General features: G+C 66.5%; 3 protein-coding genes. All 3 read left to right on the forward strand.

The genetic code is table 11. The features are described from left to right. Nucleotides 1–526 (forward strand): thiolase family protein (locus AC3WRI_RS32860; RefSeq protein ID WP_492295013.1); only part of this gene is annotated, 526 nt, incomplete at its 5' end. Nucleotides 527–591: 65 nt separating this feature from the next. After that, nucleotides 592–1065 carry a MaoC family dehydratase gene (locus AC3WRI_RS32865; protein WP_010810246.1) on the forward strand — a complete coding sequence of 158 codons (474 nt, stop codon included), beginning with the start codon at nucleotides 592–594 and terminating at the stop codon, nucleotides 1063–1065. Further along, nucleotides 1062–1212 (forward strand): 2-dehydropantoate 2-reductase N-terminal domain-containing protein (locus tag AC3WRI_RS32870; RefSeq protein ID WP_492295015.1); only part of this gene is annotated, 151 nt, incomplete at its 3' end. The genes AC3WRI_RS32865 and AC3WRI_RS32870, both read left to right, overlap by 4 nt.

Consider the following 1212-nt stretch of genomic DNA (forward strand, 5'->3'; position numbering starts at 1 on the left):
CCGCCCTGATACCAGCCTCGATACGCTCGGCCGGCTCAAGCCGGCGTTTCGCCCGGACGGCACGATTACCGCCGGCAATGCGCCCGGGCTCAACAGCGGCGCAGCGGCCATGATCATTGCCGAACGTGCGCTGGCTGAAGCCAGGGGGCTGCAGCCGTTGGGACGATTGGCCGCTTACGGTGTCGGGGCCGTGGAGCCCGGCATGTTCGGGCTGGGCCCGGTCCCGGCGGTGCGGCAGGCGCTGCAACGCGCCGGCTGGGAGCTGGGCGACATTGAACGCATCGAGATCAATGAAGCATTTGCCGCGGTGCCGCTGGCTGTCGCGGTGGAGCTCGGATTGCCGCACGACATCATCAACGTCGACGGTGGCGCCATTGCCCACGGCCATCCGATCGGTGCGACCGGCGCGGTGCTGACGACGCGGCTGCTGCATGCCATGCGCGCCGACGGCATACGGCGCGGCATCGTCACGCTGTGCATCGGCGGCGGACAAGGGATTGCGCTGGCGCTCGAGACGCTGGCCTGATCCGTCTGTTCTCGTAGCGGGCATGCATTGATGCAAAGTTCAGCACAAACCATCTGGAGGAGAAAATGAACATTCAATACATCGAGGATCTCGCGGCGGGCCAACGATACGGTTCGGGGCGGCTGACCGTCGCGCCTGAACGGATCAAGGCCTTTGCTGCCGAGTTCGACCCGCAGCCCTTCCATCTCGATGAAGCCGCCGCCCGCGACACACTATTTCGTGGACTGGCTGCGAGCGGTTGGCATACCGCTGCGCTGACGATGCGCCTGCTGGTCGACGGCGAATTCCGGCCCGCGGGCGGCATCGTCGGCGCGGGCTTCGAGGAGCTGCGCTGGCCAAGGCCGGTTCGCCCTGGCGATGAACTGCATATCGAGAGCGAGATACTTGAAGTGCGGATTTCGAAATCGCGCCCCGACCAGGGCGTGGTGAAGGTGCGTACCACAACCTTCAACCAGGCCGACGAGCCAGTGCAGGTTTTCACCGGCAACCTGATCGTCCAGTGCCGCCCCGCAGCCGCCGCGCAGGCAGAGGCGTCATGAAGATTCTTGTACTCGGTGCCGGGGGCATGGGCGGCTACTATGGCGCGCGCCTGATCGAGGCAGGCGCGGATGTCACCTTCATGTTGCGGCCCGGCCGCGCGCGGGCGCTGGAACGGGTTGGCCTGGCCGTGCGTAGCGAACTTGGCG

This window comes from Cupriavidus sp. FW305-27 (genome assembly GCF_058787995.1).

What these genes read in the sequence shown, in the direction of transcription:
- AC3WRI_RS32865 (WP_010810246.1), top strand. Translation starts at nt 592, where the DNA reads ATGAACATTCAATACATCGAGGATCTCGCGGCGGGCCAACGATACGGT.